Genomic DNA, 24,546 nt, shown 5'->3' on the forward strand with positions numbered 1-24,546 from the left:
GCGTGGGGTGTCCGGATGCCAGTCGGCGGTTAACCACTGCTACGGGCATGGGCCAGGCTCCATCAGTGCTACCCTTGGCCAGAATTCGCCTTCAGCGAAAGAACGAGCGTCATCGGATTTGCCGGCGAAGCGGTAAATCCGTAGCGCTCATAAAAGGCCTTAGCCTCGTCCGAAATCGCATGAACGAGAAGCCCACGAATTCCCATGATGTGGGCCGCCTGACCGGTGCGAAGGACGGCATCTTGCAAAAGCGCAGCGCCAATACCCTGGCCCTGCCAGTTACGGTCAATCGCCAGACGCCCGAGGACTGCCATGGGGATCGGGTCCGGCATATTGCGCCGAACGCCTCCGGGCGCGTCTGATGCAGCGAGTGCTCCAGAGGAAAGGCAATAATAGCCAATCACCCGTGCCTCATCGCAAACGACATATGTGCGCGAGGCTCCGCTGACCTGATTGGCGCGCGCCCGGCGGCGCAACCATTCATCAAGGCTGTCGTGACCGCTTTCAAATAGGGTAAGATGATGCGCTTCATCGAGAAGCGTAGGCGCGAGCAGCATTACGACTGCCAAGGCTTGGAAGCGTTCATCAGTCGCTCAAAGCCCGCACCGCTCGGCGGCTGGTCGAGGACGGCAAGATAATGCTCGTAGCTCTCGGAATCGACCTGCACGAGGGTTTGGTCGAGAAGCGCGTCCTCGGCTGCTATGCGGGCGGCATCGATCATAAAGTCTGAGCGGGTTTTGCCGCGTGCCTTGGCGGCACGGTCGATAAGCACGCGCACGTCCTCACGCACCTTCAGATTGACAGGGCGGACTTGGGATTGGGAGCCGGATTTCGGGGCCATAGTATGTTCCTTTTCTTACAATCATACCATGACCGGATACACAATGTGTATCTATTTCTGGTGCTATGCGTTCGATGGTGCCGCTTGCTACCGCGATCGATCCCATGACTTTTGGCCCAAGTAGCCTCTGCGCCCAATCGGCACTCATATTGTTTTGACAAACTTTGCCAAAACACCACATACTGGAGGTATGGAGAGTGACATGGCCACCATGAACGTATCTTTGCCCGACCCCATGAAAGACTGGGTGGAAGCCCAGACCAAGACGGGACGCTATGCCAATGCGAGCGATTACGTCCGCGACTTGATCCGCAAGGATCAGGAGCGGAACGACAAGATCGCCGCCATGCAGCGTTTTGTCGATGACGGCTTGAAAAGCGGCATCGGCTCGCGATCAAAAGACGAGCTTTTCGCAGCGGCACGGGCTCGGGTTGACGCCTCTCGCAGTAGCTAACAATGGTCTTTCGCCTCACCGAAGAAGCGGAAGAAGACATTATCGGTATTGCCGAAGACGGCATGCGCCTGTTCGGGCCAGATCAGGCCCGAAAGTATCACGACGAGCTGTTCGCGGTCTTCGATCTGATTGCTGAAAATCCGCGCATGGCACGAGAGCGGCAAGAGATTTCGCCGCCGGTTCGTGTCCATCCGTTCAAAGCCCATCTGGTTGTCTACACGATTGAAGCGAGCGGGGACGTGCTCATCGTCCGCGTACGGCACAGCCATGAGGACTGGTCGAACGAGGCCTCCTAAATCTCCTTTCCCTGCCTATATCGCGGTTCGATGGCCCGAAGCCGACCTTTCAGTTCCTTGGCGATATGGGTCTCAATGACCTTGGTTGCAAAGGTCTCCGGGGTGAGATCCGGTACGATCACTGCATTGAGCCCCAAGAAGCTGCGATAGCCGGTTTCGGACAGAAAGGGCTTGTCATGGTCCACCGCATTGGCGCTGAAATTCATCCATGTCATGAACCTCCCGCCTATCCCGAACATGCCGTCCATGTCGATGCGGACGCGCATAAGCCGCACTTTGATTATGAAGCTGCCGACCTGCCCCCAGAGGGGAACGGTCCCTGTCTCTGCCGCGCTCAACCGCGCCAGCATGCAGCCCGGAGCGTCCGGCCCTGCCAGAATGCCCGGCTCACCGTTGTTGAGGCGCAAGGCCAGTTCATTGGCTTCTTCCCGAAGCGCCAACGCCGCTTCAAGGTCACCGGCCAGCATTGAGGTGTGATGCCGCTCGATCAGGCCGCGATAGTAGGGCAGTGCTTTGTCCATCGTCGCAGGTAAATGGCCGTGCGTTCTTTCGAACGCAGCGGCTTTGTTGATGGTCTCGGCATCGGCAAGGAAACTATCGAAGCCGAGTTGAGCCGGATCGGCATAAGAGGATCTGCGCTTCATTGCTCCCGCCTCTCTACGCTGCTTCGGATTTGGTCGAGGCGACGGCAGACAGGCCGTGGAGAAAATCCGCAGCGCGCTGTGCATGAGCGGCGGCGGAGAAGATGGCCCGCTTGTCGCCCTTCAGAACCTTGAGCCAGCTATCGATATAGGCGGCATGGTCCTCCATCACTTCGGGGGTGATGGAAATATCAGCGCATAGGAAGGCCGCGCCAAGCTCGGCAACAAGCTCCTCGGCGGCATAGCCTTCATCGCCCCAACGCTTGCGGCCAAGGTCTCGGTCGAGCCTGTCTTTATGCTTCGTCCAGTGGACGCTTTCATGGGCCAAAGTGGCGTAGTAGCTTTCCGCATCCTTGAAAGTCTCAAAGGGCGGCATCTGGATACGGTCTTCGCCTGGGCTATAGAAAGCCCTGGGGCCGCCGTGCCGGATGTTCGCACCGGTTGCCGCGAAGAAACGATCCGCTTCCGTAATCCTTTGAACGGGATCGAGCGCCGGGGGCGCGGGCTGATTGTACTGCGCCGGGAGTCCATCGATCTGCTCGACGTTGAACACGGTATACCCCTTCATAAAAGGAATGTTGCGTTCGATCTCCTCGCCGTTGGCCTCGTCGGTCTCGGATTTGTGCAACGTGCTGGCATAGACGACAAGGCTGCCGCGTTCGCCCTTGCGGACATTCGCGCCAAGCTCCTGCGCCTGCTTGAAAGTCATCCAGATAGGGGCGGAATAGCCCTTCTCGATGGCCTCGGCCCACAACATGACGATGTTGATCCCGCGATAGGGAACGCCATTGCTGCGCAGCGGCCGCGTGATCCGCCCGGCTGCATTTTCGCCGCTCCATGGTTTCATCCAAGGCCGGACGCCCTGCTCCAGATCGGCAATGATCCGGCTGGTGACACGCTCGTAGACATCTGCTCTGTTTTCGTTTTTCATGGGAAAGCTCGCTTTCAAAAGGGTTGAAGGGCGAAGCTCTTTTTCTTTCTAAAAGCCGCGCCTGAACCCTTGGCCAGCGCCGAGCGTCCAACTAAAAACCCGCGTCAGCGGGTTGGACGATCGACCGTAAGAGCGGGGCTCCAAAGCCTCACCGCCCGAGGGCGGGGAGTTCCGACAACACGGGAGGGCTTCAGCCCGAATGGAGCGGGCCGGAGGAACTGAGGCTATTGGGCAAGCCCCGATCGTCGGTGTAAGCTGGATAAAAGGGTTCCTGCGCGCGGGAACCGGGCGCCAAAAGAAGTTGGCGGCTGAGTATCAGACGCCACCGCTAGGGTCTGCCAGGGATCGTGACCCGGATGGGCCGAAACCGCCTTCACGGATTCGGTGGCATAGCCATAGAGGCCGGTCGGAATACCGGGGCAGCCGTCAATGAACTTGCCCCGATTTAGGGGAGATCGCGGCCGCCGACGTGACATTATCGGCTGACGAGCCGGATTGTGTAAATCCAAAATATCAGCTTAATGTTGAGGTCTTCAATCCTTTGCACGCAGCGAGACGGGCCGTTGCGGGAGTCGATCATGTTAAAAGCCACCAAAGAGGAGACTGAGGAAGTCAGGGAATATTTCGAATGGCAGGCGCCTGACCTTCAGGTAACCTTCATGCAGAAGGTGTACTCGGAAGCCGTCATGAACACTCGCCACGACGTGTGGGATATCCACACCAACAAGGATCGGTGGTGGGTGATAACGGGCGGCACAAACCTGTACTCGCAAGAGCAGTTCCCGAATATGGATCTTGCTCTGACCTTCCATCTCGGCCTTATGCTGCGCATACCGCGCACGGAGAAACAACAGGAAGGTGATCTCAACATTCTTCCGTTCGGCTCCGTATTCGAGAAAATCGAGGAAGCTGGCACTGCCTTGGCACAGGCGCAGAACCTGTCGGACTATCAGGCTGTCGGCGTTCGCTGCCGCGAGACACTGCTGGAACTGATCGGCGTCGCTCAGGATGCCGCGATGTGGACGGATGAACCGCCGCAGCGTGCGAACTTTCGCGCGTGGGCGGAAATTATCTGCAACAGTCTTCTACCAGGCGACAGCAACAAAGAGCGCCGTGGTGCCATCAAGAATTCACTAGATTCCGCATGGACATTCTCGAACTGGCTGACGCATTCAAAGTCCGCCAGCTGGCTCGACGCCGAGATGGCGCACTCGTTGATCCAGCACGCCATCGGCATGGCGACATCACTTATTGTCCGTGAATTGCGCGGAGTGCCCCCGGAATGCCCGACGTGCGGATCGCCGCATCTCGAACCCGACCAAGGCGAAAACACAGAGCTGCCTAGCATACTCTGGGAGCGGCCACGTTGTACCGATTGTGGTTGGACCGGCCGGCCTGTTCCAATTCTCGACCTTGAGAATGGACAGCCCATCATCGTGCGTGAGGGGGAAAGCAGCGATGAGTGCAGCATAATGACTGTCCCGCTTCGCACGATCGTAAAGCCGGGAGAACCCGTGATCAAGCCACTGAAGGAACCAGAGGCTGGTCCTCCGGAGCACACAGTCTATTTCGCTTACGGGTCGAACATGTCGACAGCCCGGCTGCGCGAGCGCATGCCACGCTGTGAGCCGATCGGCATTGCGACCCTGCCAGGCCACACCCTTCGTTTTCACAAGCGCAGCATTGATGGTTCAGGAAAGTGCAATGCGTTTAAGAGCGGCTATGAGGATAGCGTGCTCGGGGTCCTATTCAGTTTTGATCCTGCCGAGCGTAACAAGCTCGACAAGGCAGAAGGCGTAGGCAGCGGATATGTGCATGCAACGGTGACGGTTATCAATGAAAAAGGGGACAGGCGGAAGGTCCTCACCTATCTGGCGACCACTGACTACATCGACGACACTCTCAAGCCTTATGACTGGTACAAAGACTTTGTCGTTGCGGGTGCCAAGGAACACAATCTGCCCGCTGACTATGTCGGTAAATATATAGAGTCCGTTGAAGCGGTAGCAGATCCCAATGAGGCGCGGGGGAACAAGCAGCGGGCTATACTGGAAGTTCTTAGGCAGTGAGGCTGTCTGTAATTGAGTGAGGCTGAATGCCCCCAAGCCCGCGAGGACCAGCGCGAGATCCATGGTGAACCGGAAGCACGAGCTGAAATCTTGGTCCTACGCGCTCTGGCGTGCCATGTTCGCGCGATGACGCAGTAGGCGCGCAAGGCTTGTACACGCTGAGGCGGCCTCGACACCGATACACCCGACGACCCAATCTAGTTGATGATCCCGGACTTGCATGCGCGCGTTTACAAGCGCCGATTTGATCGCTTGGGCGAGTGCGCCATCTCCTAGAGACTGGTGAACTGACGGCAATGCCAATATGTCCACGGTCGTAGCGAGTTGTAAACTAGAAGACCGTATCTTAGCAATTCTCCATCCCTGCTTTTCATCGATCACGGCAATGGCGCCCGTGTCATTTGCGATGGCAATAGTAGCGGCCTCGCCGTCGCCTAAAGTTTCGTTCGTTTCACCGGAGACGAGGTCCTCAAACAATATGGATGCCGCAGGCGACATTGGGTCTCTATGTACCATGCCGGTGTCGAGCAAGCCTCGCATAACTACAGCGTCTTCATGCCCGCCGCCCAAAATTTCGGCCGCGGCATAGTCACTGACCCTGATCGGTACAGTCAGTGCTGCGAGAATCCGTTCGCAGTATCCGGAGCCGATCAGATTAATAAGCACGCTGGCGTCAAGGACAAGTGCGCCTTCGTTCGAACTAAGAGAGCTTGAAAAGGTCATCCACCTCGTCCTTACTGCTCTCTGCCTCCTCGATAAGCGCCCGCACTTCCACGCGGGGCAGCTTCAGCAGGCGGACCAACTGCTCCTCCGATACCAGATCCTTCAACGCAGCTTCACTTGCGAGTGTCTCCAGCCGGAGGGACGACCTTGCCTGAACCGCGTTGCTATCTGCTTGGGCCGCACCATCCCCTAGCACTTGGCGCGTTTGTTCCCGCGTGAAGCCGCCGTTGCTGGCAAACCAATCCCAAGTCCCCTTCTTGACGATCCGAAGATCTTCAAGACGCACCACCAGAGCCTGCTTCGAGACACCGAAAAAATGTGCGAGCAAGATGATGTGCCGCCTCGTCAGGTGCGAGGAGCCTGCCGTGATTTCCTTGTATTTTTCCATGACCACGCGGGCCGGCATAAGAAAAGCTGGCCCGAACGCGATCGCATAGCGCTCCTCGCGAGAGTTTTCATATTTCTCGTCTTCATAAACCTCCGCCATACTTCTCGTAGCAATCAAATGCCCAAGTTCATGGCTCGCAGTAAGCGTCCGCCTTTCCCTAAGGTGAATCGCATTGATGAGCATGCATGCTCCCACCTGTTCATCGAATGCAAACAGGCCAGAGACCTTGGGATGAAGCTTTCGCACATACACCCTGACGCCCATGTGTAGTTCCAGCAGCGCGGGAAGGTCCTGTATGGGGCCGTCCCCTATTCCGAGCCACCGCCGTAAGTCTTGGGCATCCTGCTCAGCCTGCACCCGGACATCTCCCACGGAAATCGACTTCTCGGGGGGATAATGCCGAGGCCTTGATACACCGACTAAGTCTTCCAGTTCCACTTCGGCTTTCACCAGGTCGTTAAGCAGTCTTGCGGCCTCCTCGATCTCCGGCTGATCGGTCTCAGCAAGCCTGCGAAAGCGCGGAACCAAATCAACGTGTACCGCGCCCTTGCGGAGCAGCGAGTTGACGGAAGTTCCGTAGCGCAGGCTTAGGGCCTGTATCTCCTCTATCTTGGCGGGGCGTTGGCCCTTTTCGATAGCCACAAGGGTAGTGCGGCCGATTCCGGCCGCGCTCGCCGCCTCTTCCTGCGTTACTTTTGCAGTTTCGCGCGCAATACGGAGCCGCTTTCCCAATTCTGCGGGCTTGAGTTGATCGCTGATATTCATGGCCTACTGCTAATCCAGGCGTTCAAGAACGACTGTGCTCCTATGCTATCTATAAAGGCGGACCACTCCTCTTCGTGACGCGTCAACAGCTGGTCCAGCTTGCCTGCGACCACCGGGGCTTCCTCACGGAGACCCGGCGCCAAACCGTGCACGAACCTGCTCTTGACGAGGGTGTACTCGGGTGATTTACGCAGGCCCGCCATATGATCGAAATGCATAACTCCAGCAATGGCATACTGACGAAGTGCCCGCGTAATTTTCTTGAAGTTCGGATTGGCTCCTTCTTCAAAAACCGCCGCACCTAAATTCTCCCAAACATACGTCGAAGCAGGCTCTGATAGACCGGCCGCATGCACGCTGAGGCGCCTCAGAAGGCATGCAGCACAAATTCCGCACTGCCGGAAATGCCCGTCGACGGAGACATGCCGCGCCTGCTGCCAGCACGATCGCGTATCCATCCACTTGACATCGTCGGAACCAAGCCGCGCAAAAGCGGCTAAGGTTTCGCCCTTAGTGTTCCAGATCCGAGGAAACTCGTATCGAACAGCGTGGCCGAGAAGAGCGCGGCTCAACGCTTCCATTCTTGCGGTGAAGGCAGGATGATTGCGATAGTCGGGGTATCCTTGACCTACTGGCAGCAGGGCCGGACCAAGCGCCCCCTGACCGCTCTCCGGCACGATGACAACCGGCGCATTGACCAGAAAGGCGCCAATCGCTGCGATCATGGCAAACTTAAAGCCTCGCGATCGTGCACTATTTTCCCCGTTGTCGCGACCTAGCTCAACCTCGTATGGCACCGCCGTAAAGGGACGTGCAGCCCTCTCCGCTTTCGTAAGACGAGTGCCGCTTCCGCCGAGCCTTACGAGCACGAGTTTGTCACCGCGCGTTGCTCTTTCGAGACCAGCTACCGCACGAGAATCCATGCCGTCGCTATATGCGATCACGGCTTCCGCATTCCTGGGAAACTCCATGACAATCTGCCGTGGAGATTCTGCGGGTGAAATCCGCGTAACAAACTCAATTTTCCATCGATCGCCGGTTAGTAGCTCCAAGCCGGCGATGAGCGGTTCATATACCTTGCTGCTGGACCATAGATCCGCATCGTGGACAGCAATAAGGACGTTGAACTCCCGGCCCCATATGACGGCCCTTCTTGCCAAAGCGCGATCGCAGAATTCGACCGCCGCCGCCACTACCAAGGCGTCGAAGACAACGTTGTTCCAGTTCCGCGAAGCGAAGGACTCTAGCGCAGCAGTCTTAAACCGGATGTCTCGGCCGATAATACAGGCCTGCACATCCTTGCGCCGTCTCTCACTCGATGCGACCACATCAAGGGCAAAGGTCGGCCGTTCCAGAAGAATCGATTCACGCATGGATCGGCACACCATCATTGAGCCCTGCGCGGCGAAGAGACCGCCTTGCGCCAGTGGGGGCAAGCAAGCTGGCACCGAGGGTCGAGGAGACTAGCTGCGCAGCTGCATCTCTCATGCGCCTTTCGACCTTCATGGCACGGCGATCAGTTGACTTCCGTACATAGTGTTCAGAGGTTTGGCGAATTCCTGCATGCGTACTTTCAATAGCGGCGTTACCCACCGCCTCATGAAATGAGTCGCGGCTTAAGCGGCCTTCGGTTGCTGCGATGGTCGCCCATTCCTGCAATTTTTGGCCAAACACGGAGCCCGACGCCAAGGGCGCGGCGTCACGGAGTTGTGCCAAAGCGATCTCAGGCATTCCCAACGAGTTGCCGTCGCGGTCGAAAATTCGGCGAAGTGCGGAAATGTGGCTAGGCGAAACCTCGTTGCGGAAATCGCTCCGCACCGCGCGTGCCAAGGCATCCGCTATTTCTTCGCGGCTGTGATTCGAATTGTCAGCTCTCGCAGCAAGTCCCCGCCATGCCGGTCGCATAGGCAGGCTTCGGTGTGGTCCATCACTCATATCGCACCTCAATGTCAAACATTTCTCATAAATTTCCGACATTGTCAAATCAGTGGGTTGTGACCGCGTAAACTTTTCTAGATGAACGCGAAAATCTCCGTGGTTGGCATTCAGAAGGGGAAGACGGTCGCGAGTTCCGGATCGAATCTGGAGCAAGCAGAGCGAGGTTGCGATCGTACACTGACTGGATTTTTGCAAAGCAGCATCCGATGTTGGTTCGATGGGTATGTGCTTCGTACTGCGTCTACGGCGGATCTGGGGCCGCGCAGCGGGCCAAAAGATTGCACTGACCGTTGGTTACGCCCGTATATCGACGAAGAAGCAAAACCTTGCCGTTCAGCTTCATGCCCTGAAAAACGCGGATTGCGACACGATCTATGCCGACAGGGCAACCGGTGCTTCCCCAATGCGGCGCGGGTTGGCTGCGGCCATGCGGAAGGTCCGGCCGCAGGACCAGTTCGTCATTTGGCGGCTTGACCGATTGAGCCGCAAGGCCACTCACCTGGTGACCGCTGTCGAGAACCTGACGGAGCGCGGCGTGCAAGTTCGCGTATTGACCGGCCGAGGTACGTTTGCGGACTTCTCCAATCCGGAAGGGCGGTTTGTCCTTGGGATTATCGCAAGCTTCGTTCAGTTGGAGTACGAGACAATCGGCGGCCGAACAGCCCAGGGGCTACGGCTCAGGTTGGAGTCAGGCCGGACCTCGTCCCCGCAGCGGGCCAAAGCGTCGGGATGGCTTAAAAGGCACTTTCGGCTGGCGATCGAACGGACATCGGTTCGTCCATGGTCCGGTGTCGGTGGAGAGGGAAATCTCCGGGCCTGACGAGCTGGTTCAAAGGGGGGGCGATAGGCCCTTTGTCGATGGGTGCAGGGAGAGCGACAATCTCCTTGCGCGCGGTCCAGCGACAAGACGCTGGCGAGCATCCAAACCGCGTAGGGTTGGTCATGAGGTATCGGGGAGCAGGAACACTTCCTGATTGGTGATGCAACGACCAGACGGTGCAAGTGGTCAATCGGCGATACGATTGGATGGCGCATGACGGTTCGATACCGGGTCATGCGCCACGGCCGGAGGGGATGCAACGGGGAGCGCGCAGCGGGCTCCCCTTGCCAAGATGGTGCGGCGTATTACGCCCGCACACATCTTGCGGAAGCCGGAGGCGCACGTCCCTTCATTCCCTTTGGCGGATGAAAATTGATTTTATCGCCGTGGCACATTGCGTCGGGGCCAACGCGCAACGCCATTCATATTAGGGTTCTGTGATTTTCACGCCATCGTATTCCAGTTGCTTTTTCACAGAATTTATAGGATAATAATCCTGCATAGGGCGAATTGCGACTTGGCTAGATAGCCGCTCTTGTAATTCGCCTGCACCAAACCCAAGTCACGTTTATTGGCCGCGCCCATGATTGCGCTTCTGACTTGGCTAGTTCTTCTCCCTTTAACTTCTTTCCCGTCACCGCGCCTCGGCGTGGCCGCGACGCTATTGAGGCACGAACATGGTTCCCGACATCGAAAGGTATCGCCGCCACATCGAAGCATTTGACCTTTCAGAAGATCAGAAGACAGAAATCCTTGTCGCCGTCTGGAACCTCGTCGAGGGTTTCGTGGATCGGGCCTTCGACCATGACAGCTACGCTTTGGCGGCGAGTGGTCCGCCAGAAATTGGTGACCACACCGCGACTCTGATAGACTTTAAGGAACCAAGCATGTCAGGCGCATTCAATGCGACCAACCGCGGAGAAACCAAAACACTTTAAGCGAGATACGATCCATGGAGAAACAAGCACCACCGTACGCCGTCATCTACTGTCGGGTTTCAAGCCAGAAACAGAAAACGACAGGCCATGGGCTCGATTCTCAGGAACTACGCTGCCGTCAGCATGCAGATTCCTTGGGCTACAAGGTCGAAGCCGTCTTTCCGGACGACGTCAGCGGTGGCGGCGACTTTATGAAGCGCCCGGGCATGGTCGCGCTCTTGAGCTATCTCGATGCCCAGCCCCATAAGCGATATGTCGTGATTTTTGACGACCTCAAGCGTTTCGCCAGAGATACCGAATTTCACATCAAGCTGCGGCGCGCCTTCAAGGTACGGAATGCTCGCATTGAATGTCTGAACTTCAAATTTGAGGATACGCCGGAAGGACGGTTCATCGAGACGATCCTTGCCGCGCAAGGAGAGCTCGAACGCGAGCAAAATGGGCGGCAGGTCGTACAGAAAATGCAAGCTCGCCTGATGGCTGGCTATTGGTGTTTTAAACCGTGCGTGGGCCTGAAGTTCGCCAAGGTGGAGGGTCATGGAAAGTTATTGGTTCGAAATGAGCCACTGGCCTCCATCGTCGAAGAGGCATTGCGCGGGTTTGCCTCGGGGCGCTTTGCAAGCACCACTGAAGTGAAGCGTTTCCTTGAGAGCCAGCCAAGCTATCCCAAAGAGCCAGATGGCACTGTACATTTTCAACGAGTGAATGATCTGCTCACTCGGCCGATATATGCCGGATATCTCGATGTACCCGAGTGGCGAATTGTAATGCAGCCAGGCAAACATGAGCCATTAATTGACTTGCGGACATGGCAGGCAATCCAGGATCGATTGAAAGGGCCACCCAAGGCTCCAGTACGAAAAGATCTAAGTGAGGATTTCCCCCTTCGCGGTTTTGTCTTGTGCGACTGTTGCGGCAGACCCATGACTGCCGGATGGTCGACTGGTCGCAACCGAAGGTTCCCTTACTATTTTTGCCAAACTAAAGGCTGCGATGAACGCGGACGATCTGTCCGGAAGGAAAAGATCAAGGCGGATTTCGTCGAAATCCTGGAAGGTATGGAGCCATCTAGGGAACTCTTCCTGCTGGTCTACGAGATGCTTAGCGATCAATGGAACCGACGACTCTCGTTAGCGAACGAGTCAGCAGAAGCTGCGAAGGCGGAGCTGCGGAAAATTGACGGCAAGGTTGAGCAACTCATGAATAGGATAGTGAGATCTGATAGTGAAACGTTGGTGGCTGCCTATGAAAATCAGATCAAGAAGTTGGAACAGGAAAGGCGGCTTCTCAAAGAACGGAGCGCTCCTTCGGCCGGACCGCATAAAGAGTTCAAGGAAACTTATAGAACCGCCATGGAATTCCTGGCAAACCCCTGCAAACTATGGGCTTCGCCGCACATTAGGGACAAGCGCATAGTGCTTAGGCTGGCGTTTTCTAGTGGCTTGCCCTACAGCCGAAAACGAGGTTATCGAACCGGCGAAATCGTCAAAAATTCCTTACCGTTCAGGGCTTTAGGGTTCATATCAAACAGAAAGGAAGGATTGGTGGAGCTAAGCGGGATCGAACCGCTGACCTCTTGCATGCCATGCAAGCGCTCTCCCAGCTGAGCTATAGCCCCATACCATGGGTCCGGCGGAGCCGGTTCCGGGAACCTGTCGAACCATCTGTCCGGCGGGTGGCGGCTTATTACTTGCCGATTTGGAAGATAGCAAGCCGAAAAATGAATGCCCGGAAATTTTTATGAAATTTCCGGGCGGATCAGTGGATTACACGTCGTCCTCGTCGCCGGATACGCCGATGATATCCGACATGTCGTCGTCATCGTCGTCTTCGTCGGCCGCCAGGAAGGTGTCGTCTTCGTCGTCATCCAGTTCGACATCGTCATCGCCGATATCTGGAATGTCGTCTGCGCCGCCGTTGTCATCACCGTCTTCCAGCGAGACCAGTTCGACTTCCGTGCTCTCGGTATCGACTTCGGAGACTTCCTCCTCCTCAGCCTTTTCCATGACCGCGTTGACCGAGCTTTCCTCGAAGTAGGACAGCGGCCAGGACTTGCCGGTATAGGGCGAAACGATCGGATCCTTGTTCAGATCGTAGAATTTCTTGCCGGTATCCGGGCAGGTGCGTTTGGTTCCAAGTTCTGCTTTTGCCACTGTCAAAGCCTCGTAAAGTCCGTGAGATTATGGGCATGCGCCGCAGGCCCGGCGACAAGGCCGGCCGAATTTTCAGTCCGTCCCCTTACTCGCTGCTCCCTTTCCTGTCAAAGACAAACTATAAGCATGGCTGCCAACCGCCAGGTCGACCACGGTTCGGCCTACCATGCCGGATTCGATCTGTATGAAAACTGCCTCTATTGCCACGGCCGCCATTCTTCTTACGCTTCTGACGCAGATCGGCGGACTTATATTGCTGGCGGCGATATGGGCGAGGCGCCTGCTGGGATGGCCACGGCGGTTCGTGGTGACCTTGTCGCTGTTCGCCGTGCTATATGGTGTGACCAGCATGGTCACCACCGTCGTCGCTCCAGTCTTCGGCCGCGTGCCGCTGCCCTGCTTTGCAGGCCATCAAGATCGGCTCGTCATCCGTTCGGCAATGCTCTGCGTGATGAATCGTCACTATGTCGTACCGGAGTTGAAAGAGGCGGCACTTGCCCTTGCAACCGAGATCGATCGCCAATTCCCGGGCACCATGACCCTGGCGCTCGATGGAAATTTCCCATTTATCGATGGTTTCCCGCTTCTGCCGCATCTTTCCCATGCGGATGGCCGGAAGCTCGACATCGCCTTCTATTATGAGGATGAGCAAGGGCGCTTCCGTGATGGACAGACGCCCTCGCCGATCGGCTATTTCGCATTCGAGCAGCCCATGCCGGGAGCGACATTGCCCTGCGCCGGGCGCAACGATGTGCTGACCACCCGGTGGGACTTGGATTTCCTGCAGTTCATGCGCGAAGGTCGGCGCCTGGAGGAGCACCGAACGCGCGCGGCCTTGCAGTGGCTGGTGGACGAGGGACCGCGTTATGAAGTGGACAAAGTCTTTGTCGAGCCGCATATCGCCGAACGGCTTGATGTTTCCGGTCCACTGATCCGATTTCAGGGCTGCCGGGCCGCACGCCATGACGACCATATTCATATACAGGTAGCGCCATGACCTTCATCATCGCCATCGACGGCCCCGCTGCTGCCGGCAAGGGAACCTTGTCCCGGCAGATCGCCGAGCTCTACGGATTTCACCATCTCGATACGGGCTTGACCTATCGGGCAACCGCCAAGGCGCTGCTGGATGCCGGGCTGGCTCTCAACGACGAGGCGGTTGCGGAGCGGATGGCGCGGGAGGTGGATCTGGGCGGGCTTGATCGCGATGTGCTGTCGCGGCATGAGGTCGGCGAGGCGGCATCCAAGATCGCCGTCATGACCCCCGTCAGGCGGGCGCTGGTGCAGGCGCAGAGGGATTTTTCCCGCCGCGAGCCGGGCACGGTACTGGATGGCCGCGATATCGGCACGGTCGTCTGCCCTGACGCACCCGTGAAGCTCTATGTGACCGCATCTCCCGAGGTGCGGGCACGGCGGCGGCATGACGAGATCCTGGCCAAGGGTGGTTCGGCGGATTTCGAGGCCATTTTCGAGGATGTGAAGCGGCGCGACGAGCGGGACATGGGCCGCGCCGACAGCCCGTTGAAACCTGCAGATGATGCGCACTTGCTTGACACGTCGGAAATGAGTATAGAGGCGGCGTTTCAGGCGGCTCGTGACATCATCGATACCGCTCTGACCAGGAAATGACGGGACCGGTTTTCCGGTCTTTTGCAAAATAAACCGAAACTGTCGTCCCCGCGCCGGACAGCCCTTGCCAAGGGCGGATGACGGATTTCGGTCGTTCAACACGAACCCCCGGCGCATGCCGCATCCCCAAGGGGAATGCGTTTAGGAGATTTCATGTCTGTTTCTACCCCCTCGCGCGATGATTTCGCAGCACTTCTCGAGGAGTCTTTTGCCAAGACCGACCTCGCAGAAGGCTATGTTACCAAAGGTATCATCACCGCGATCGAAAAGGACGTCGCCATCGTTGACGTCGGCCTGAAGGTCGAAGGCCGCATCGCGCTGAAGGAATTCGGTGCACGTGCCAAGGACGGCACGCTGAAGGTCGGCGACGAAGTCGAAGTCTATGTCGAGCGCATCGAAAACGCGCTTGGCGAAGCCGTTCTGTCGCGCGAGAAGGCTCGCCGCGAAGAAAGCTGGATCAAGCTCGAAGCCAAGTTCGAAGCCGGCGAGCGCGTCGAAGGCGTCATCTTCAACCAGGTCAAGGGTGGTTTCACCGTCGATCTAGATGGTGCCGTTGCCTTCCTGCCGCGTTCACAGGTCGACATCCGCCCGATCCGCGACGTCACCCCGCTGATGCACAACCCGCAGCCCTTCGAAATCCTCAAGATGGACAAGCGTCGCGGCAACATCGTGGTTTCGCGCCGTACGGTTCTGGAAGAGTCCCGCGCCGAGCAGCGTTCTGAAATCGTTCAGAACCTCGAAGAAGGCCAGGTTGTTGACGGCGTCGTCAAGAACATCACCGATTACGGTGCGTTCGTTGACCTCGGCGGCATCGACGGCCTGCTGCACGTGACCGACATGGCATGGCGCCGCGTCAACCATCCGTCGGAAATCCTGACGATCGGCCAGCAGGTCAAGGTTCAGATCATCCGCATCAACCAGGAAACCCACCGCATCTCGCTCGGCATGAAGCAGCTCGAGTCGGATCCGTGGGATGGCATCGCTGCCAAGTATCCGGTTGGCAAGAAGATCTCCGGTACCGTTACCAACATCACGGACTACGGCGCATTCGTCGAGCTGGAGCCGGGCATCGAAGGCCTGATCCACATCTCGGAAATGTCCTGGACCAAGAAGAACGTACATCCCGGCAAGATCCTGTCCACGACGCAGGATGTTGACGTTGTCGTTCTCGAAGTCGATCCGTCCAAGCGCCGCATCTCGCTCGGCCTCAAGCAGACGCTTGAAAATCCGTGGCAGGCATTCGCTTACGGTCATCCGGCCGGCACCGAAGTCGAAGGCGAAGTCAAGAACAAGACCGAATTCGGCCTGTTCATTGGCCTCGAAGGCGATGTCGACGGCATGGTGCACCTCTCCGACCTCGACTGGAACCGTCCGGGCGAGCAGGTCATCGAGGAATACAACAAGGGTGACGTCGTTCGCGCCGTCGTTCTCGATGTAGACGTCGACAAGGAGCGCATCTCGCTCGGCATCAAGCAGCTCGGCAAGGACTCGGTCGGCGAAGCTGCTTCGTCCGGCGACCTGCGCAAGAACTCGGTCGTTTCGTGCGAAGTCATCGCGATCAACGATGGCGGCGTCGAAGTGAAGCTGGTGAACCACGAGGACATCACCTCGTTCATCCGCCGCGCCGACCTGTCGCGTGACCGTGACGAACAGCGTCCGGAGCGTTTCTCGATCGGCCAGATCGTCGACGCTCGCGTGACCAACTTCTCCAAGAAGGACCGCAAGGTCATGCTGTCGATCAAGGCTCTCGAGATCGCAGAAGAAAAGGAAGCCGTCGCTCAGTTCGGTTCGTCCGACTCGGGTGCTTCGCTCGGCGACATCCTGGGCGCCGCGCTCAAGAACCGCAACAACGACTAATTTCGGGTTTACGACCTGAAACAGAGAACCCGCCGGTTAGCGCCGGCGGGTTTTTTCATGCGCATTTTGTGGGGTCCATCGGCTCAGGACCAGCCGGCCATGCGCCAGTAGAGATCATTGGCGCGCTCGGCATCGGCGGAAATCCCTGATGGCATATCGGCAGCCACGTCCTCCGTCGTCTCGGCTGCGGGCTCCTCATCGCGCTGGCGTTGCTGGTTTCCGCCCTCGCCCCGCTCTCCGGAGGCCTGCTGATCCGCGGGTTCCTCGTCGTCCCGGCGACGCGGCTTTTCACTGGTGGCCTCTTCCTCCGCCTCGTCGGCAAAGAGATAGCTGACCACAGGCAATACGGCGCTGTCGGGCAGGTCGAACGGCGGCCGCAGGGCGCTGAACTGATCTTCCAAGGCACGCCACTGGCTGAGGATGGTTTCCGGGAAGGAGCGTTGCGTCGGACCGTCCCGATCCATGCTGTCGATGGGTTCTTCGGGCCAGATGCCCGCTTCGGACGCGCCACGCCTTTTCTGTTCCATGGCTTCCGGTTGGGCCGGCTCGTGGCTCGATGCGGTCAGTCCGTCCATATCCTTGACGCCAGCAGCCTGGATGGCTTGGGCCACCAGCGCCCGGCCGGGAGCCTGCGACTGATCCTCGGGCACGAGGTGCAGGAGGCTGTCCACCTCCTGCCATCCCTTCAAGACGAGCAGGGTGGTTTGCGGTCGATCGATTGACTTGGCCGTGTCGGTGGCGCGGCGCAACTCGCTGCGCGGCGAATACTCCTCCATGTCGGACAAGGCCGCCTGCGGCATCTCCCGCTCGGTCGATGCGGTCTCGAGGTCAAGTTCGGCCTCGGCATGCGGCGCCGGGTCGGTCGCAGGTTCGGCTTGCGTCAGCTCTTCAGCGGACGGCGTGGGCAGTTCGGCGGCAAAGCTGCGCTGCAGCAGCACCTGGAGCCCGTGGGCGTCACTGCGTTCGGCGATCAGGCGTTCCGGCGAGGCGGAGGTCGTTGCCAGCTCGACATCTTCAGGGAGATCGAGCATTTCCTCAGGCGCATCGGCCGCTTGTTCCTGCGCTTCATCGGCGCCTTCGGACAAAGCTGTCTTCGGTGCGTTCGCTTCCGGCGCGGCCACATCCGATTTCAACGCCGGCTTTGCAGCCGCTGTCGCCGGCGTTGCGGTGTTTTCTGCTTCGGGCATGGGAAGCGGTGCCGGGGTCGTTGCAGTTTCCGTGGCGTCTGGCGCCGTCAGCTGTTCTGCCGCGGTCGCAGGGCTTGCCGTCCTGGCGGCTGAGGGTGGATTGTGCGCTTCGCTCTTCGCTTCGGCGGCATTCTGCCGATAGGAAGTGACCACGCTGCGGGCCGCGAGGTCTCGCTCGGCGGTGCGTGCCAGTTCGATCAGCATGGACAGCTTGGCGGCGTCGGCGCCCTCAGGATTTTTCAGCGCTGCCAGAAGCATGCGCAACTGGGCACCGGAGAGGGCCCGAGCCAGCTGACCCTCCAGCTTGACACGCTGGGACAGCGGCAGGGCAGCGATTGCCTCTGCAAGGCGCATGGCGAAGGCCAGCGATGATTCGCCTTCCTTGCGGGTAACGTCGATGGCCGAACCAAACACTTCCGCCAGCATGGCGAGGTTTTCGGCCATGCGCTCGCGCCCCGACAAGAGAAGCATGTTGAGGCGTGCGGCAACGGCGCTCTGGTCCAGGGCAGACGGCGCCACCATCTGCGGCGCAGCCGCGTTTGCGTGAGCACCACCCGCGATCTCGATCAGTGGCCGCTGCTCTTGATAGGAAATCTGAGAACTGGGAACCGAAATGACCGGAGGCAGCATAGCTCTCTCCCGCGTGGCTGAAGTCTTGGGGAATCAGGGGTAAAAGCGTCCGCTCATGCGGCCGGCGCGGTATGGCGGAATATCGCCTCGATTCGCGCTCTACTTGTTACCGTTCAGATTGCCTGGAAATGGTTAATAAATTGCTAACCATTAATCGCTACGGGGTGCTTGCCGCCTCCTGACGCCTCGCGTAGCCTTCGCGCAAACCCCGATTCACGTCAGGGCGATCGTCGATAGTGGAACCGCGTCATGAACCTGGCAAATCCGATACTGAATGCCGATAGCTACAAGCTCGGCCACTACCTGCAATATCCGCCAGGTACGCGCGCCGTCAGCGCCTATATAACGACGCGGGGCATGTCGTCATGGCCCGAGGTGGTGTTTTTCGGGCTGCAGATGTTCCTCAAGGACTATCTGAGCAAGCCCTTCACCAAGGCCGATATCGACGAAGCGGAAGAGATCGCCCGCTTGCATGGCCAGCCCTTCAACCGGGAAGGCTGGGAGCATATCCTCAAAGAATATGGCGGTTACCTGCCTCTGCGCATCGAGGCCCTGCCGGAGGGAAGTGTGGTGCGCCGCGACGTGCCGATGGTGCAGGTGGTCAATACCGATCCGAAATCGGCCTGGCTGACATCCTATATCGAAACCGCACTTCTGCGCGCCGTCTGGTATCCCTCGTCCGTTGCGAGCACCGCAAGGCGTGTTCGGCAGGCGATCCAGCCGTTCCTGGAGAAGAGTTGCGTCGAGCCTGAAAAGCTGGCGATTACGCGGCTAACGGATTTCGGGGCACGAGGTGTAACCTCGCTCGAACAGGCCGGCATCGGCGGCGCGGCGCATCTCACGCAGTTCAACCAGACCGATACGCTGAGCGGCGTGTTGTATGCGCGCAAATACTACGGCGCCGAAATGGCCGGACTATCGATGCCGGCCTCGGAACACACGACCATGACCGCCTGGGGCCAGGATCGCGAGATCGAGGCCTTTTCCGGCATGATCGACAATTTCGCGTCCTTCGGTCACTACTCTGTCGTGTCCGACAGCTACGACATTTACAACGCGGTTGCCGAAATCTGGGGCAAGAAACTGCAAACGAAAGTTCGCGCCGCCGGCGGCACGCTGGTGGTCAGGCCCGATAGCGGCGACCCGATCGACACGCCGGTCCAGGTCGTGGCACAGCTTGCCTATGCCTTCGGAACCCATCTCAATGCCAAGGGCTATAAGGTGCTGGACGATAATGTCCGGGTGCTGCAATCCGACGGCCTGTCGCTACAGGACATGACGATGATCCTCGGGCGGCTTGAGGGCATGGGCTTTTCCGCCGAGAACATCTCCTTCGGCATGGGGACCACACTCTTGCAGAAGGTCAGCCGCGATACCTATTCCTTCACCATGAAGGGCAGTGCGGTCGAGGATGCCAACGGAAAGTGGCGCGATATCACGCGGCGGCCCGCCAGCCTCAGGGAGCGGCTGCCCAGCGCCGGCCGGCAGGCCGTTATACAGGATGGCCGTGATATCCTGGGCATACCGCTTCAGGAACTCGGCAGCCGGCCGAACCTGTTGCAGCCCGTGTTCGAGAACGGCGAACTGCTGAAGGACTGGGGGTTCGAAGAAATCCGCGAGCGCATCAAGGCCGCGGGTCTCTGACCGGCTACCTCAACCCTCTCACGGGGAGAGATTGCGGAACATCCGGTAAAGACCGTTGTCGTCGGAATTGCAGGCGGTAATCGCGTCTTCTTCCCGCGTGTCCTGCTCGTAAAGCTCGGGCGGCATGGCATCCAGCCAGTTGGCGGGGACGCGCATCCAGTTTTCCTGGTCCATGGACGGCATGTCTGCCTCGTATGGGTAGCCTGCATCCGACATGACAGGATAATCGGAAACCGGGGCGGAGAGCATACCGGCAAGACCGCCGCCGGATGCTGTCGTTTCATTCTGTTCACCGTGGTTGGAAGCAAGCAAAGATACGACGTCCAACATCGGCGAGGCTGCATCCATCATGGTTGCGCTGTTCCATGGCTAGTGCGCCGAAGCGCTTATGACCCTTTATATTTCGGACCTTTGATACAACCTGACTGGTTAACACGAGGTTGATCGGAGCCCGTATCGGCTCCATCTCTTGCGTGAAAATTGACATCGTGCATTCTTGAAAACGCGTCTTTTCCGGAGGAACTGGCATGACGCTTAAGCCACCGCAGAATCTCAGCTTTTCCAGCTCAGGCCGCTTCGATCCGCTGGCTTATGAACTCATGGCGGAGAAAGCCGACGCGCTTGGCCGCAGCGGGCAAAAGGTTGAGGCGGCGCTGAAGGCGCTCAAGGCCGGCGATCCGGCTGGTGATCCCCAGGTCTATGAAAAATTGCTGGCGGACGCCGCAGACCACGTCTGGGCCTTCTTCATTCAGCGGGAAATATGCGGATTTCGCAATCAGGCGGATGCTGTACGCCGTTACGAGATTCCGGCCGAAGTCATGGGTCGGCTCGGTGTGTCGCGGCGCTGAGACAGCTCAGGCTGCTTCAGGGAGGCGTTTCTTCAGCAGGGAATACAAGCCGATCTCATCGACCTGGACGGGCAATATGTCCGGCTGAAGCGCTTGTTCGGCCTGCTGGTCCTCGATCATCTCGGCCTGGCTGGCCGTCACCTGGGCCGCGCCTTCGCTATCGGGTTCGCCTGATGTTACCGGCTCCGCCTGCTCTTCTGCGGTGGGCTCTGCGTCCGTTGACTCGCCTTCGGTCTCGACAAGCTCGATCTGCTCGGCTGCGGCCGCGAGAAGCTGCAGCATGTCAGTCGGATCAATCGACGGTATGCCCTCGACGGCGCCCTCAGGCAGTTTGGCCGCGAGGTCATTCTGCTTCTCCAGAACATCCTGAGCTTTCTGAACGTCTTCAAGCTTCTGGGAAGCCTCGGCGCTCGCGATATCCTGCACCCGTTCGGCCCGGGTCTCGGAGTCCTCGACGCGGGTCGGATCGGAATATTGCGGGCCGAGCTTCAGTTCCGCCAGGGTTTTCGGATCGGCAATATCCTCGAGCCGCTGCAGGACCCTGCGGCTATCGGACAGGCCAGAGCCATTGCCCGCCTTGCGCTCCAGGGCATCCTTCAGGCGATCATTGTCCGTGCCGTAGGGGTTCTTGATAGACGCGACCAGCTGATCCAGCGTGATATTGAGCTCATCAAGGGCCAGATCCTTGGCTATCTGTCGTTTTGCGGAATCGCCCAGACTCTTGAGCGCTTCCTCGAAGGCGCTGCCCAGACCATAGGAAGACTTGGCTTCCTCGACATCGATACCAAGCTTCTCGCCGAGTTGCTCGATGAGATCCATGCGCATCTCATTGATATCGACCTGACCTTGGCCGAACAGCGCCTGGGCAATCTTCTCCTTGGCGCGCTTAGCCTCTTCGCTCGCGGAAATCTTGGCTTCAACGAGCGGATCGGTCTTGGGCTTGGGGGAATTCCGCTCGGCCTCTTCCTTGCGGCGCTGCTCCATGTCTTCCAGCAGCGACTGCATGACATTAGTGGCAACCTGGCCGAAGGCCTGTTGTGTGGGCAGAAGCATGGGATTTCCTCGCGCGCAGCAAGACGATTTGCAACCTAACGTCGCCTGTCGTGCTTAATGTTGCGTAAACGGAGGCCGCGAGATCATGCCGCAAAGGCGTTCGGATCAGCTATGGGCGAAAATATCGGTTTCTTCCCAGCCCAAGAGGTCCAGCTTGGAGCGCGTCGGCAGGAAGGCGAAACACGCCGCCGCATGCTCCATCCGGCCATCACGCACGAGCCGCTCGGTCAACCGGTCGCGAAGGGCGTGGAGATGCAGCACATCGGACGCGGCATATTCAAGCTGGGCGGGTGACAGTTTTTCCGCGGCCCAGTCCGAGGACTGCTGCGCCTTGGAAATGTCGACATCGAGCAGTTCCTTGAGATTGTCCTTCAGCCCGTGGCGGTCGGTATAGGTCCGGCAAAGCCGCGAGGCGATCTTGGTGCAGAAGACCGGTTGCGCCGTCACGCCAAAGGTATGGAACAGTACGGCGATGTCGAATCGCCCGTAGTGGAAGATTTTCTGCTTGGTCTCATCCGCCAGCAGACCGACCAGGTTCGGCGCCGCCTTCTGGCCGGCGGCAATACGGATCACGTCGGCCGTTCCATCGCCAGGCGAAAGCTGGACGACGCAGAGGCGGTCGCGACGCGGAACAAGGCCAAGGGTCTCTGTGTCGATCGCAACGGCACCGGTATAGCGGGCGGCGTCCGCCTCGGAAATATCGCCTTCGTGATAGCGGATTGTCGCGGCCATCTGGAACTCCTGATCTCATCTTGCGTCATCGGGTGATAGCCGAAAGATGAGGCAGGCTCCACCGCTTTCCCGGCGACTGTCAGCTGATTGTCGGACGAGACACGGGACCTGAGGGAGTGAGCGCCGTGAAGGCAAGCGTCTGGTCCAGGTGTGTTGCCCTGAGCGACAGCAGCTTCTCCGCATAGGTGAGACGCACGCCGAGATAGGCGGGGTCCTCCGCCCGGTTGACCAATTCCTGGGGATCGGACCGCAGGTCGAACAGCAGTGGGCGAAGCCCGGCGAAATGCACGTATTTGAAATCGGCATCCCGGATGACGGCCAGGTTGCACTCGGCAGAGCCCAGACCGAAGGCCCATTCCTGGTCACCATTCACGACATCGCGGAAATCGAATTCCCAGAAGGCCGCGTCCCGCCAGTTCTCCGGCGATCCGCCCGAGAGAAAAGCCTGTAGCGAAGCGCCGTCGATATGGTTTTCCGGCTTCGTTTCCATGTAGTCGCAGATCGTCGGCATGAGGTCGGCGGCCGATGTAAAGTGGTCGACGACCCCAGCCCGTGCCTTCTTCCCGGCCGGCTTGATGACCAAGGGCAGGTGATAGGATGCGTCGAAGAACCCGCCCTTGCCCAGACTCCAGTGATCCCCCATCATCTCCCCGTGATCGGAGGTGAAGATTACCATTGTGTTGTCCCATTGGCGGCTTGCCTTGAGCGCCTGGACGATGCGACCGAACTGCGCATCGACCTCCGTGATCATGCCGTAATAGATCGCGCGGATCCGATCAAAATCGGCGGCGTTCCAGTCCGAAACCATGCCCGTCGCCCCGGCGACGAAGTGTGTCTTCTGCATGCCGTGCATCCCGTATGCGACGATCGGATGCAGCGCCGATTCCGCCGCCCGCTCCGCGCTACGATGATAGGCAGGCCCGTCGCCCGGCGCATACATGCTGTTATAGGGTTCCGGCACGCAGAAGGGCGGATGCGGGCGCAAGAACGAGATATGCGCGAACCAGTTCGAATCCTGTTCCGGCAACCAGCGCAGGAAGGCATCGGTCATGAAGGCCGTCTGGGTTTCGTCCGCCTGATAGGCGGGTGGCATGGTGTTGACGTCGGGCAGACCGGGGCCGCCGGTCTGGTGAACCGACCGATCCGCACTGATGCTGTGGCCCCGTTGCCGCAACCAGCTCAGCCACTGCTTTTCGCTTTCGATCAGGATCTGCCCGACCGTGAACCCCGGCAAAACGCCTTCATAGCTCGTCAGATGCGGGTCATTGGGATGCAGCCGGCGCGGATCGGGCGAGACATCGGTATAGCCGAACAGCGTCGGGTCGTAGCCGGCCCTGCGAGCAGCAAGCGCCACATTGTCAAAGCGAGCATCGAGCGGCGTTCCGTTGCGGCAGACCCGGTGGTTCATCTGGTAAAGCCCCGTATAGATCGAGGCCCGGGCGGGGGAACAGGGGGCCGCTCCGGCATAGTGGCGGCGAAACAAGGTGCCTTCGGCGGCCAGCGCATCGACATGCGGCGTGCGAACCGTGGGATGCCCAATTGCTGACAGACAATCTCCACGCCATTGGTCGGCCGTGATCAGCAGAATATTGGGCTTCATGTGATGTAACCTAGGCTCAGCGTTGACGGCTCCCCGACCGACGGCGAAATGTGTGACAGACCTCGCCGGCAAGCAATCAAAAACTGCCATTCACCCATTTTTGAGCATTTGCCGCAGCGCCGCATGGGCCTGTCGGCCAGCCGCCCGCGGCCGGTCTGGCGCAAGCCGCTGGTCCGGAACTCGTATCCTCGGCTGCTTGCCTGCGCCGTGATGTCGCGGCCCGTTGTCGGCTGCGCTGCAGAGCCTTGTCGGTATCTATCTGATAAATAATGATTTGTTCTTAGTTTCGCTGCAGAGGCGGCGAGGAACCGCGGCTCTGACAGCTATGCGCAAATGGAAGTGCTGCATTGCAGCAATCGCCGTAGCCAAATCAGACGGATGCAAGTACATATAAATCATCGAAGCGACG

Annotated in this window: 24 protein-coding genes and 1 tRNA gene; 9 read left to right on the plus strand and 16 right to left on the minus strand. The window is 58.8% G+C overall.

Annotated elements, in window-relative coordinates; genetic code table 11:
* Positions 1-68: 68 nt before the first annotated feature.
* The gene (locus B9A97_RS24300) at positions 69-557 is read right to left on the minus strand and encodes a GNAT family N-acetyltransferase (RefSeq protein ID WP_084368415.1); all 489 of its coding nucleotides are present in this window, start codon (positions 555-557) and stop codon (positions 69-71) included.
* The gene (locus B9A97_RS24305) at positions 557-841 is read right to left on the minus strand and encodes a type II toxin-antitoxin system TacA family antitoxin (RefSeq protein WP_084368416.1); all 285 of its coding nucleotides are present in this window, start codon (positions 839-841) and stop codon (positions 557-559) included. The genes B9A97_RS24300 and B9A97_RS24305 overlap by 1 nt, the downstream gene beginning before the upstream one ends.
* 202 nt (positions 842-1,043) lie before the next feature.
* Here B9A97_RS24305 and B9A97_RS24310 point away from each other — a divergent pair, with 202 nt between their 5' ends.
* A complete protein-coding gene (locus B9A97_RS24310; RefSeq protein ID WP_084368417.1) occupies positions 1,044-1,295 on the plus strand; it encodes a type II toxin-antitoxin system ParD family antitoxin in 252 nt (83 codons plus the stop codon).
* A 2-nt stretch (positions 1,296-1,297) separates the two neighbouring features.
* Positions 1,298-1,591 carry a type II toxin-antitoxin system RelE/ParE family toxin gene (locus B9A97_RS24315; protein ID WP_084368418.1) on the plus strand — a complete coding sequence of 98 codons (294 nt, stop codon included), beginning with the start codon at positions 1,298-1,300 and terminating at the stop codon, positions 1,589-1,591.
* On the opposite strand, the gene B9A97_RS24320 is transcribed toward B9A97_RS24315, so the two are convergent.
* Together B9A97_RS24320 and B9A97_RS24325 are read right to left on the minus strand one after the other, a co-directional pair.
* A complete protein-coding gene (locus B9A97_RS24320) occupies positions 1,588-2,235 on the minus strand; it encodes a hypothetical protein (protein ID WP_084368419.1) in 648 nt (215 codons plus the stop codon). The genes B9A97_RS24315 and B9A97_RS24320 overlap by 4 nt on opposite strands.
* Before the next feature lie 13 nt (positions 2,236-2,248).
* Positions 2,249-3,163, minus strand: a complete 915-nt coding sequence (locus tag B9A97_RS24325) for an ArdC family protein (RefSeq protein ID WP_084368420.1) — start codon at positions 3,161-3,163, stop codon at positions 2,249-2,251.
* A 578-nt stretch (positions 3,164-3,741) separates the two neighbouring features.
* On the opposite strand from B9A97_RS24325, the gene B9A97_RS24330 reads away from it, so the two are divergent.
* Positions 3,742-5,232 (plus strand): gamma-glutamylcyclotransferase family protein, encoded by a 1,491-nt coding sequence (locus B9A97_RS24330; protein WP_084368421.1) that lies wholly within the window; start codon positions 3,742-3,744, stop codon positions 5,230-5,232.
* A 96-nt stretch (positions 5,233-5,328) separates the two neighbouring features.
* On the opposite strand, the gene B9A97_RS24335 is transcribed toward B9A97_RS24330, so the two are convergent.
* From B9A97_RS24335 to B9A97_RS24350, 4 genes are read right to left on the minus strand one after another with little or no spacing between them, the layout of a single operon-like run.
* Positions 5,329-5,955, minus strand: coding sequence for a hypothetical protein (locus B9A97_RS24335; protein WP_084368422.1), 627 nt, complete (start codon positions 5,953-5,955; stop codon positions 5,329-5,331).
* A complete protein-coding gene (locus B9A97_RS24340; protein WP_084368423.1) occupies positions 5,933-7,108 on the minus strand; it encodes a helix-turn-helix domain-containing protein in 1,176 nt (391 codons plus the stop codon). The genes B9A97_RS24335 and B9A97_RS24340 overlap by 23 nt, the downstream gene beginning before the upstream one ends.
* On the minus strand, positions 7,105-8,481 hold the full coding sequence (locus tag B9A97_RS24345; RefSeq protein ID WP_084368424.1) for a 7-cyano-7-deazaguanine synthase: 1,377 nt from the start codon (positions 8,479-8,481) through the stop codon (positions 7,105-7,107). Before B9A97_RS24345 ends, B9A97_RS24340 begins: the two co-directional genes overlap by 4 nt.
* On the minus strand, positions 8,474-8,938 hold the full coding sequence (locus B9A97_RS24350; RefSeq protein WP_143530693.1) for a hypothetical protein: 465 nt from the start codon (positions 8,936-8,938) through the stop codon (positions 8,474-8,476). Before B9A97_RS24350 ends, B9A97_RS24345 begins: the two co-directional genes overlap by 8 nt.
* A gap of 1,605 nt (positions 8,939-10,543) precedes the next feature.
* Here B9A97_RS24350 and B9A97_RS24360 point away from each other — a divergent pair.
* Entirely contained in the window at positions 10,544-10,804 is a 261-nt protein-coding gene (locus B9A97_RS24360; RefSeq protein ID WP_084368427.1) for a hypothetical protein, read from the plus strand.
* Positions 10,805-10,911: 107 nt separating this feature from the next.
* On the opposite strand, the gene B9A97_RS30260 is transcribed toward B9A97_RS24360, so the two are convergent.
* The 3 genes from B9A97_RS30260 to B9A97_RS24375 all read right to left on the minus strand — a co-directional run bounded on the left by B9A97_RS30260 (position 10,912) and on the right by B9A97_RS24375 (position 12,957).
* Positions 10,912-11,343, minus strand: coding sequence for a hypothetical protein (locus B9A97_RS30260; protein WP_244564348.1), 432 nt, complete (start codon positions 11,341-11,343; stop codon positions 10,912-10,914).
* A gap of 1,003 nt (positions 11,344-12,346) precedes the next feature.
* A tRNA-Ala gene (locus B9A97_RS24370) sits at positions 12,347-12,422 on the minus strand.
* Between the two features lie 148 nt (positions 12,423-12,570).
* A complete protein-coding gene (locus B9A97_RS24375) occupies positions 12,571-12,957 on the minus strand; it encodes a TIGR02300 family protein (protein WP_084368428.1) in 387 nt (128 codons plus the stop codon).
* A 166-nt stretch (positions 12,958-13,123) separates the two neighbouring features.
* Here B9A97_RS24375 and B9A97_RS24380 point away from each other — a divergent pair, with 166 nt between their 5' ends.
* The 3 genes from B9A97_RS24380 (at position 13,124) to rpsA (ending at position 16,443) form a co-directional block, all read left to right on the plus strand.
* Positions 13,124-13,954, plus strand: a complete 831-nt coding sequence (locus B9A97_RS24380; RefSeq protein WP_244564349.1) for a hypothetical protein — start codon at positions 13,124-13,126, stop codon at positions 13,952-13,954.
* Entirely contained in the window at positions 13,951-14,586 is a 636-nt protein-coding gene (gene cmk, locus B9A97_RS24385; protein WP_084368430.1) for a (d)CMP kinase, read from the plus strand. The genes B9A97_RS24380 and cmk overlap by 4 nt, the downstream gene beginning before the upstream one ends.
* Positions 14,587-14,739: 153 nt before the next feature.
* Positions 14,740-16,443 (plus strand): 30S ribosomal protein S1, encoded by a 1,704-nt coding sequence (gene rpsA, locus B9A97_RS24390; RefSeq protein ID WP_084368431.1) that lies wholly within the window; start codon positions 14,740-14,742, stop codon positions 16,441-16,443.
* A gap of 83 nt (positions 16,444-16,526) precedes the next feature.
* Here rpsA and B9A97_RS24395 read toward each other — a convergent pair whose 3' ends face one another.
* Positions 16,527-18,260, minus strand: a complete 1,734-nt coding sequence (locus B9A97_RS24395; protein ID WP_084368432.1) for a hypothetical protein — start codon at positions 18,258-18,260, stop codon at positions 16,527-16,529.
* Between the two features lie 249 nt (positions 18,261-18,509).
* Between B9A97_RS24395 and B9A97_RS24400 the strand changes: the two genes are divergently transcribed.
* A complete protein-coding gene (locus B9A97_RS24400) occupies positions 18,510-19,904 on the plus strand; it encodes a nicotinate phosphoribosyltransferase (protein WP_084368433.1) in 1,395 nt (464 codons plus the stop codon).
* 18 nt (positions 19,905-19,922) lie between these two features.
* On the opposite strand, the gene B9A97_RS24405 is transcribed toward B9A97_RS24400, so the two are convergent.
* Positions 19,923-20,255 carry a hypothetical protein gene (locus B9A97_RS24405; RefSeq protein WP_084368434.1) on the minus strand — a complete coding sequence of 111 codons (333 nt, stop codon included), beginning with the start codon at positions 20,253-20,255 and terminating at the stop codon, positions 19,923-19,925.
* Positions 20,256-20,431: 176 nt separating this feature from the next.
* Here B9A97_RS24405 and B9A97_RS24410 point away from each other — a divergent pair, with 176 nt between their 5' ends.
* Positions 20,432-20,752 (plus strand): DUF6665 family protein, encoded by a 321-nt coding sequence (locus B9A97_RS24410; RefSeq protein WP_084368435.1) that lies wholly within the window; start codon positions 20,432-20,434, stop codon positions 20,750-20,752.
* Between the two features lie 6 nt (positions 20,753-20,758).
* Here B9A97_RS24410 and B9A97_RS24415 read toward each other — a convergent pair whose 3' ends face one another.
* The 3 genes from B9A97_RS24415 to B9A97_RS24425 all read right to left on the minus strand — a co-directional run bounded on the left by B9A97_RS24415 (position 20,759) and on the right by B9A97_RS24425 (position 24,137).
* Positions 20,759-21,805 (minus strand): hypothetical protein, encoded by a 1,047-nt coding sequence (locus B9A97_RS24415; protein WP_084368436.1) that lies wholly within the window; start codon positions 21,803-21,805, stop codon positions 20,759-20,761.
* 105 nt (positions 21,806-21,910) lie between these two features.
* Positions 21,911-22,537 carry a ribonuclease D gene (locus tag B9A97_RS24420; protein ID WP_084368437.1) on the minus strand — a complete coding sequence of 209 codons (627 nt, stop codon included), beginning with the start codon at positions 22,535-22,537 and terminating at the stop codon, positions 21,911-21,913.
* Positions 22,538-22,616: 79 nt separating this feature from the next.
* The gene (locus B9A97_RS24425) at positions 22,617-24,137 is read right to left on the minus strand and encodes an alkaline phosphatase family protein (RefSeq protein ID WP_084368438.1); all 1,521 of its coding nucleotides are present in this window, start codon (positions 24,135-24,137) and stop codon (positions 22,617-22,619) included.
* Positions 24,138-24,546 lie beyond the last annotated feature (409 nt).

The organism is Rhizobium sp. RU36D (genome assembly GCF_900176345.1).
Taxonomy (GTDB): Bacteria; Pseudomonadota; Alphaproteobacteria; order Rhizobiales; family Rhizobiaceae; genus Allorhizobium.

What these genes read in the sequence shown, in the direction of transcription:
- B9A97_RS24300 (WP_084368415.1), bottom strand. Translation starts at nt 557, where the DNA reads ATGCTGCTCGCGCCTACGCTTCTCGATGAAGCGCATCATCTTACCCTA.
- B9A97_RS24305 (WP_084368416.1), bottom strand. Translation starts at nt 841, where the DNA reads ATGGCCCCGAAATCCGGCTCCCAATCCCAAGTCCGCCCTGTCAATCTG.
- B9A97_RS24310 (WP_084368417.1), top strand. Translation starts at nt 1,044, where the DNA reads ATGGCCACCATGAACGTATCTTTGCCCGACCCCATGAAAGACTGGGTG.
- B9A97_RS24315 (WP_084368418.1), top strand. Translation starts at nt 1,298, where the DNA reads ATGGTCTTTCGCCTCACCGAAGAAGCGGAAGAAGACATTATCGGTATT.
- B9A97_RS24320 (WP_084368419.1), bottom strand. Translation starts at nt 2,235, where the DNA reads ATGAAGCGCAGATCCTCTTATGCCGATCCGGCTCAACTCGGCTTCGAT.
- B9A97_RS24325 (WP_084368420.1), bottom strand. Translation starts at nt 3,163, where the DNA reads ATGAAAAACGAAAACAGAGCAGATGTCTACGAGCGTGTCACCAGCCGG.
- B9A97_RS24330 (WP_084368421.1), top strand. Translation starts at nt 3,742, where the DNA reads ATGTTAAAAGCCACCAAAGAGGAGACTGAGGAAGTCAGGGAATATTTC.
- B9A97_RS24335 (WP_084368422.1), bottom strand. Translation starts at nt 5,955, where the DNA reads ATGACCTTTTCAAGCTCTCTTAGTTCGAACGAAGGCGCACTTGTCCTT.
- B9A97_RS24340 (WP_084368423.1), bottom strand. Translation starts at nt 7,108, where the DNA reads ATGAATATCAGCGATCAACTCAAGCCCGCAGAATTGGGAAAGCGGCTC.
- B9A97_RS24345 (WP_084368424.1), bottom strand. Translation starts at nt 8,481, where the DNA reads ATGCGTGAATCGATTCTTCTGGAACGGCCGACCTTTGCCCTTGATGTG.
- B9A97_RS24360 (WP_084368427.1), top strand. Translation starts at nt 10,544, where the DNA reads ATGGTTCCCGACATCGAAAGGTATCGCCGCCACATCGAAGCATTTGAC.
- B9A97_RS30260 (WP_244564348.1), bottom strand. Translation starts at nt 11,343, where the DNA reads ATGACCCTCCACCTTGGCGAACTTCAGGCCCACGCACGGTTTAAAACA.
- B9A97_RS24380 (WP_244564349.1), top strand. Translation starts at nt 13,124, where the DNA reads ATGCCGGATTCGATCTGTATGAAAACTGCCTCTATTGCCACGGCCGCC.
- cmk (WP_084368430.1), top strand. Translation starts at nt 13,951, where the DNA reads ATGACCTTCATCATCGCCATCGACGGCCCCGCTGCTGCCGGCAAGGGA.
- rpsA (WP_084368431.1), top strand. Translation starts at nt 14,740, where the DNA reads ATGTCTGTTTCTACCCCCTCGCGCGATGATTTCGCAGCACTTCTCGAG.
- B9A97_RS24395 (WP_084368432.1), bottom strand. Translation starts at nt 18,260, where the DNA reads ATGCTGCCTCCGGTCATTTCGGTTCCCAGTTCTCAGATTTCCTATCAA.
- B9A97_RS24400 (WP_084368433.1), top strand. Translation starts at nt 18,510, where the DNA reads ATGAACCTGGCAAATCCGATACTGAATGCCGATAGCTACAAGCTCGGC.
- B9A97_RS24405 (WP_084368434.1), bottom strand. Translation starts at nt 20,255, where the DNA reads ATGATGGATGCAGCCTCGCCGATGTTGGACGTCGTATCTTTGCTTGCT.
- B9A97_RS24410 (WP_084368435.1), top strand. Translation starts at nt 20,432, where the DNA reads ATGACGCTTAAGCCACCGCAGAATCTCAGCTTTTCCAGCTCAGGCCGC.
- B9A97_RS24415 (WP_084368436.1), bottom strand. Translation starts at nt 21,805, where the DNA reads ATGCTTCTGCCCACACAACAGGCCTTCGGCCAGGTTGCCACTAATGTC.
- B9A97_RS24420 (WP_084368437.1), bottom strand. Translation starts at nt 22,537, where the DNA reads ATGGCCGCGACAATCCGCTATCACGAAGGCGATATTTCCGAGGCGGAC.
- B9A97_RS24425 (WP_084368438.1), bottom strand. Translation starts at nt 24,137, where the DNA reads ATGAAGCCCAATATTCTGCTGATCACGGCCGACCAATGGCGTGGAGAT.